Genomic DNA, 6,783 nt, shown 5'->3' on the forward strand with positions numbered 1-6,783 from the left:
TAACATTAAAAATCCTGATAATTTTTATCAGGATTTTTTTATTTTAAAATTTATAACGAAATCGATTTCGTATTTTTAAAAAAAGAAATACTTTTGCAAAAATTTTAAATTATTTAGTTAGCTATGTCATCATCTTTAGATTACGAAAAAGAAGTTTCACAACAAGCAAAAACAAGAAGACAAACTGTAGAATTTATTAATATCGTTAACGATTTGTGGTATGATAGATCTATAGAATTGGTATTATTTAGAAATCCACTTGTAGATAAAAGGGCAGGTGAGGTATTAAACTTAATAAACTATGCCAAAGAATTTGTAAACAAACCTATTACAATTCAAGATGCTTTAAGTATCGCAAAAGCTATACAAAAAGTAGATTTACCATCTTCTAAATTAGATATTGGTAAATTGGCTTATGAATGTCATTTAAACCCTAAAGGATGTGAAGACAAAATAGCATTCGTAAAAAAGCAATTAAAAAATGCTACTGAGTTTAAAGATATAAAACCAAAAGATGTTGTTTTATATGGTTTTGGTAGAATTGGTAGATTGTTAGCAAGAGAGTTAATGACTAAAATGGGTAAAGGTTCTCAATTACGCTTAAGAGCAGTTGTAACTAGAGGAGAAATAAACCAAACTGTTTTAGAAAAAAGAGCCTCTTTATTAAGTATAGATTCTGTTCATGGAGATTTCTTAGGTACTGTTCAAGTAGATGTAGAAAATAAAGCTTTAGTTATTAATGGTACTACTGTTAATATGATTTCTGCTAATAATCCAGAAGATATAGATTATACAAAATATGGTATTAATGATGCTTTAATTATAGATAATACAGGTGCTTTTAGAGATGATGTTGCTTTAGCAAGACACTTAAAAGCTAAAGGAGCAAGTAAAGTGTTATTAACTGCACCAGGTAAAGGGATACCAAATATTGTACATGGTGTAAATCATAAAAAATATGACCCAGATACTGTAGATATTTTTTCAGCAGCTTCTTGTACAACTAATGCAATTACACCAGTTTTAAAAGTTTTAGAAGATACTTATGGTATTAAAAAAGGTCATTTAGAAACCATTCATGCCTACACAAATGATCAAAACTTAGTAGATAATATGCACAGTAAATACAGAAGAGGTAGAGCTGCTGCATTAAATATGGTAATTACAGAAACAGGAGCAGGTAAAGCTGTTGCAAAAGCATTACCAGCTTTAGAAGGTAAATTAACATCTAATGCAATTAGAGTTCCAGTCCCAAATGGATCTTTAGCAATTTTAAGTTTACAATTAAGAAGACCTGTTACTACAGATAGCGTAAACGCTACTTTAAAACACCATGCTTTAGAAGGTGATTTAGTAGAGCAGATTAAATATTCTATAGATAATGAGTTAGTTTCATCTGATATAATTGGTTCTACAGCTCCATCAATTTTTGATAGTAAAGCTACAATTACAGACGCAGAAACTATTGTAATTTATGTTTGGTATGATAATGAATATGGTTATTCTCATCAAGTTATGAGACTTGCAAAGCATATAGCTAAAGTAAGAAGGTTTACTTACTATTAGTAGTATATTTAAATTTAAATCAAAAAAGCTCAAAACCTAAGTTTTGAGCTTTTTTTTTGTTTAAAAAATCAACTAAACTAAAATTATTTTTTTAAAATTAAATGAAAAGCAGATGTGTGTTTTCTTGATCTGCTCTAGCATAAAAATCACCTACAGTAATAATATCTTCAATTTCATCAATTAAATCTTCTCTTTTTAAATGAAACATTTCTACTGCTAATTTACATGCCCATAATTTACAACCAGAATCAGAAAGTATTTCTAAAAATTCACCAACAGGAGGCATGTCTAATTTTTCCATCTCTTTTTTCATCATCTTAGTAGCTAAAGCCTCCATACCTGGTAGACCACCTAACATGGTTGGTATGTGCATTGCTGGGTTTCCAACAGTTGCTACTCTTAAATGTTCTAATTTCTTTTTTTGAATTGCTTCTAAACCAAAGAATGTAAAAAAGATTTCAGATTCTATACCTTCCATTCTAGCACCATTTGCCATTATAAATGCTGCATATACATTTTCTATTGTTGCTTTTGATAAGATAAAAAGCATTTTTTTAACTTTTGTTTTGCTCATAATTTCTAAGGTTTAAATACAACTTTTTGGTTTTGGTACTCCAGCAATTTTGGTAGATACTTTTAATGGTCCACCAGGAAATAATGCATAGAATTCTTTAATATCTATCACACCACTTTTTTTAATTCCTCTTATAGAAAGTGGTTTTTTTGCAGTAACTTGTTCTTGTATCCAAGAAATTACTTGCCAATGTTTATCTGTCATTTCTATATTGTTTTCTTTAGCAATTTCCTCTCCAATTTCTTTTGTCCATTGACTAAAGTCTGTTAAGTATCCTTCTTCGTTTACATTGATTGCTATTTGTTTTATTGTTTTTATCATGATTTCTAAATTTTATTTGTTAATATTTTTTCCTGCTGTACTCATATTTCTGCTTACAAATGGTATTGGAATTCCTTTTAATAGTAAGTTCCAATACACCCATCTAAAGGCTAATTTTCCCCAATGATTAAGAACACTCTCTTTTAATAATTTTAGTGGCCCTATGCCAGCTATTGGAAAAGTACCAGTTACTGGTTCTTGTTCGTAATTAAAATCAATTAAAAGTGCTTTGTTTTTTCCAGTTTCTATAAAACAGTTAGAATGTCCATCAAATTCTTCTTTTAAAGGTTTGTTATTAATGTATAAAAGAATGTTATCTGTTAATGTTTCAGATTGAAAATGTGCAACAGAACCTGCTTTAGATGCTGGTACGTTTGTGGCATCTCCAATAACAAATATGTTTTCGTGTTCTAAAGATTGTAATGTTTTTTCATGAGTAGGAACAAAATTTAAATCGTCTCCTAAACCAGATTTTTCAATAACTTCATCTCCCATATTTGTTGGTACAGTTACTAACAAATCATAAGAAATTTCTTTATCTATATAATCTACAATCTTTTTATTTTCGAAATCTACTCGTTCTATAGCAAAGTCTGTCTCTAACTTTATGTTTTTCTCTTCTAATAAATACCCTAACTTTTTAGAAGAATATTCTTTTGTAAATGCACCAGATAAAGGTGTTACATATGTAATTTCAACTTTATCTCTTATTCCTTTTTTATCAAAATAAGAATCAGCTAAAAAAGCAAATTCAAGAGGTGCAACAGGACATTTTATAGGCATTTCTGTTATATGTACAACTAACTTACCTTCTTTAAATTCTCTTAGTTTATTTCTTAAAGCTAAGGCTCCTTCATATGTGTAAAAATCAAAAATGGTATCTCTCCAAGCTTTACTGTGCATCCCTTCTACTTCTTGAGGAGCAATTTTAGAACCTGTTGCAATAATTAAAATATCATAAGAAAGCACTCCATTTTCTAATTCAACTAAATTATTTTCTGCATCAATTTTTTCTATTTTTAATTGATGATATTCAACACCTTTTGGAATAAACTTTTTACCTTCTTTTCTTACTTGATTTTCATTATAAATATCAAAAGGCAAAAACAAAAAGCCAGGTTGATAATAGTGTGTTTTGTATTGATCTACAATATGGATTTTCCAATCTTTTTTTGGTAATTTAGAAACTAAATGATTAGCCATCATTGTTCCTGATGTCCCTGCTCCTAAAATGACTAAGTTTTTCATAATTAACGATTTATACATCAAAATTAATTAAAATGTAATTCTCTAATTATGACAAAAGTCATGTATTTCTGTTATGTAACATAAGTTACATTTTAACCTTTTTTACTATTAAATTCTATAAATATTGTTTTATTTTTGAGCATTTATGGAGACTATTAAGCAAAAAATACAATCACTTCGTGATGAACTGAATCAGCATAATTATAATTATTATGTTTTAGATAATACAACTATATCCGATTTTGAGTTTGATATCAAACTAAAAGAATTACAAAAATTAGAAGAAGAACATCCAGAATTTTTCGATGCCAATTCACCAACACAAAGAGTAGGAGGTGCTATTACCAAAAACTTTGAGACAGTTACACATAAAAACAGAATGTATTCTTTAGATAATTCATATTCTAAAGAAGATTTACAAGATTGGGAAAAGCGTATTCAAAAGATTTTAGGTGCTACAGAAACGGAATATACGTGTGAACTTAAGTTTGATGGAGCTTCTATTAATTTAACATATGAAAATGGTAAGTTTATTAAAGCAGTTACTAGAGGTGATGGTTTTCAAGGTGATGATGTAAGTAATAACGTAAAAACAATTCGTTCTATTCCTTTAAATATCAAAGAAGACTTTGTTCAAGAGTTTGAAATGAGAGGAGAAATCATTTTACCATTAGATGGTTTTAATAAAATGAATGAAGAACGTGTAGCAAATGGAGAAGAAGAATATAGAAATCCAAGAAACACTGCAAGTGGAAGTCTTAAACTGCAAGATAGTGCTGAGGTTGCAAAACGTCCTTTAGACTGTTTGTTGTATCAAGTGGTTACATCAGAAAGAAAATACAAAACACATTTTGAAAGTTTAGAAAGTGCAAGAAAAGTTGGCTTTAAAGTTCCAAAAACAATAAAATTAGCAAAATCGATTGAAGAGGTTTTCGAGTTTGTAAATCATTGGGATGCTAAAAGACACGATTTGCCATATGAAACTGATGGGATAGTAATTAAAGTAAATAATTTACATCAACAAGAAGAATTAGGCTATACTTCTAAAGCCCCAAGATGGGCAATTGCCTACAAGTTTGCTGCTGAACAGGTTTCTACAGTGTTAAACGAAATTACATATCAAGTAGGTAGAACAGGTGCAATTACACCAGTTGCAAATTTACGGCCAGTACAGTTAGCAGGGACAACTGTAAAAAGAGCTTCTTTACATAATGCTGATCAAATTGAAAAGCTAGATATTAGAGAAAATGATACTGTGTACGTAGAAAAAGGAGGGGAGATTATACCTAAAATAATTGGTGTTGATTTTACAAAGAGACCATTAAATTCCACTCCTACCTTATATGCTACTCATTGTCCTGAATGTAATACTGAATTGGTTAGAACAGAAGGTGATGCAAAACACTATTGTCCAAATGAATTTGGATGTGCACCACAAATTACAGGACGCATTCAGCATTTCATTAGCAGAAAAGCTATGGATATAGAAGGTTTAGGTGGAGAAACAGTAGATTTATTACGTAAGGAAGGTTTAATAGAAAATTATGCAGATTTATATGATTTAACTGTAGAGCAAGTGATTCCTCTAGAAAGAATGGCAGAAAAATCTGCACAGAATATGATTAATGGTATTGAAAAGTCTAAAGAAATTCCGTTTGAAAAAGTATTATTTGCCCTAGGTATTAGATTCGTAGGTGAAACAGTTGCTAAAAAATTAGCAAAACACTTTAAATCTATAGATAATTTAATGACAGCAGATTTTGAAACTTTAATATCTGTTGATGAAATAGGAGATAGAATTGCACAAAGTATCATTGATTTTTCTAATAACTTAGGTAATATACAATTGATAAATCGTTTAAAATCTTATGGATTACAATTAGAAGTTTCTCAAGAAAACTTAGCAAATCAAACTAATAAATTAGAGGGGCAAATATTTGTAGTGTCAGGGGTATTTCATCAAATGAATAGAAACGAACTTAAAAAAGCAATTGAAGATAATGGAGGTAAAGTAAGTTCTTCTATTTCTAAAAAAACAAATTTTATAGTAGCTGGTGATAATATGGGGCCTTCAAAACTTTCTAAAGCAGAAAGTTTAGGTATACAAATTATATCAGAACAAGACTTTATAGATAAGATTAGTTAATAATCTTTGGCAATATTTTTGTAAATAAACTTTACTATTAAATTCTATCTTAGAATATAAATTAATGAAAAAATTACTTTACATATATATAATAGTAAACTCATTTACTTTTTTTTCACAGAAAAAGGAAGTTTTAGACTCTTTACCAAAAACTTTAGAAGATTATGTTTTTGTAAAACCTGGAGATACCCTAACAGTAAAGTTTAATGAAATCACCATACTTCCCAAACCAAAATTTAGAATTTCAGATGATGTTCGTTATTACTTATGGTTTAGAAGAAAAGTATTTAAAGCATATCCTTATGCAAAATTAGCTTCAGAAAGATTAGACACTTTAAATGCTAGATTAGAAAGAATTCCTTCAAAAAGAAAAAAAAGAAAATATACAAATACTATACAAAAATACATAGAAGGTGAGTTTACAGATCAAATGAAAAAAATGACCAGAACAGAAGGTCGCATTTTAATTAAACTAATTCATAGACAAACAGGTAAAACTGCTTTTAATAATATTAGAGGATTAAGAAGTGGTTGGAAAGCTTTTTGGTACAACACAACAGCTAACCTATTTAAACTTTCTTTAAAAGATGAATATAATCCTCAATTAGTAAATGAAGATTTTTTAATAGAATATATTCTACAGCAAGCTTTCCAAAAAGATATACTAAAAAAACAATCTTCAAAGTTAAATTTTGATTTCCAAAAAATTATAATCAATAAAAAAGCAGAAATTAATGTAGATGAATATAGGCAGATGTTTGCAAAACTTCGTAAGAAAAAGAAAAATAAATAACTTAGATTTAAACTAAAGCATCTATATTTTTCCTTTGGTTAATATTTTTTTTAGTTTTAAGATATTGATTTTAAAAGTGTTGATATTAGGTGTTTAAATTTTTTAATTTTTTCATTAATTTTATTTGGTTGATAA

General features: G+C 28.4%; 6 protein-coding genes. 3 read left to right on the forward strand and 3 right to left on the reverse strand.

Annotated elements, in window-relative coordinates:
* Positions 1–123: 123 nt before the first annotated feature.
* The gene (locus ACFOWD_RS08010) at positions 124–1,566 is read left to right on the forward strand and encodes a glyceraldehyde-3-phosphate dehydrogenase (RefSeq protein WP_377409579.1); all 1,443 of its coding nucleotides are present in this window, start codon (positions 124–126) and stop codon (positions 1,564–1,566) included.
* Between the two features lie 97 nt (positions 1,567–1,663).
* Here the strand turns inward: ACFOWD_RS08010 and ACFOWD_RS08015 are convergent, their stop codons facing one another.
* Genes ACFOWD_RS08015 through sqr form a run of 3 tightly spaced genes read right to left on the reverse strand, consistent with a single transcriptional unit; the run spans position 1,664 to position 3,709 of the window.
* A complete protein-coding gene (locus ACFOWD_RS08015) occupies positions 1,664–2,140 on the reverse strand; it encodes a DsrE/DsrF/DrsH-like family protein (RefSeq protein WP_298995485.1) in 477 nt (158 codons plus the stop codon).
* A gap of 12 nt (positions 2,141–2,152) precedes the next feature.
* On the reverse strand, positions 2,153–2,461 hold the full coding sequence (locus ACFOWD_RS08020; protein WP_298995487.1) for a TusE/DsrC/DsvC family sulfur relay protein: 309 nt from the start codon (positions 2,459–2,461) through the stop codon (positions 2,153–2,155).
* 12 nt (positions 2,462–2,473) lie between these two features.
* Positions 2,474–3,709, reverse strand: coding sequence for a type III sulfide quinone reductase, selenoprotein subtype (gene sqr, locus ACFOWD_RS08025; RefSeq protein ID WP_298995489.1), 1,236 nt, complete (start codon positions 3,707–3,709; stop codon positions 2,474–2,476).
* A 145-nt stretch (positions 3,710–3,854) separates the two neighbouring features.
* Between sqr and ligA the strand changes: the two genes are divergently transcribed.
* On the forward strand, positions 3,855–5,855 hold the full coding sequence (gene ligA, locus ACFOWD_RS08030) for an NAD-dependent DNA ligase LigA (protein ID WP_377409581.1): 2,001 nt from the start codon (positions 3,855–3,857) through the stop codon (positions 5,853–5,855).
* A 64-nt stretch (positions 5,856–5,919) separates the two neighbouring features.
* On the forward strand, positions 5,920–6,648 hold the full coding sequence (locus tag ACFOWD_RS08035; protein WP_377409583.1) for a DUF4294 domain-containing protein: 729 nt from the start codon (positions 5,920–5,922) through the stop codon (positions 6,646–6,648).
* Positions 6,649–6,783 lie beyond the last annotated feature (135 nt).

Source organism: Polaribacter marinivivus (assembly GCF_042651285.1).
In the GTDB taxonomy this organism is placed as follows: Bacteria; Bacteroidota; Bacteroidia; order Flavobacteriales; family Flavobacteriaceae; genus Polaribacter; species Polaribacter marinivivus.

Excerpts from the sequence above, each read along its gene's own strand:
- ACFOWD_RS08010 (WP_377409579.1), top strand. The coding sequence starts at position 124 with ATGTCATCATCTTTAGATTACGAAAAAGAAGTTTCACAACAAGCAAAA.
- ACFOWD_RS08015 (WP_298995485.1), bottom strand. The coding sequence starts at position 2,140 with ATGAGCAAAACAAAAGTTAAAAAAATGCTTTTTATCTTATCAAAAGCA.
- ACFOWD_RS08020 (WP_298995487.1), bottom strand. The coding sequence starts at position 2,461 with ATGATAAAAACAATAAAACAAATAGCAATCAATGTAAACGAAGAAGGA.
- sqr (WP_298995489.1), bottom strand. The coding sequence starts at position 3,709 with ATGAAAAACTTAGTCATTTTAGGAGCAGGGACATCAGGAACAATGATG.
- ligA (WP_377409581.1), top strand. The coding sequence starts at position 3,855 with ATGGAGACTATTAAGCAAAAAATACAATCACTTCGTGATGAACTGAAT.
- ACFOWD_RS08035 (WP_377409583.1), top strand. The coding sequence starts at position 5,920 with ATGAAAAAATTACTTTACATATATATAATAGTAAACTCATTTACTTTT.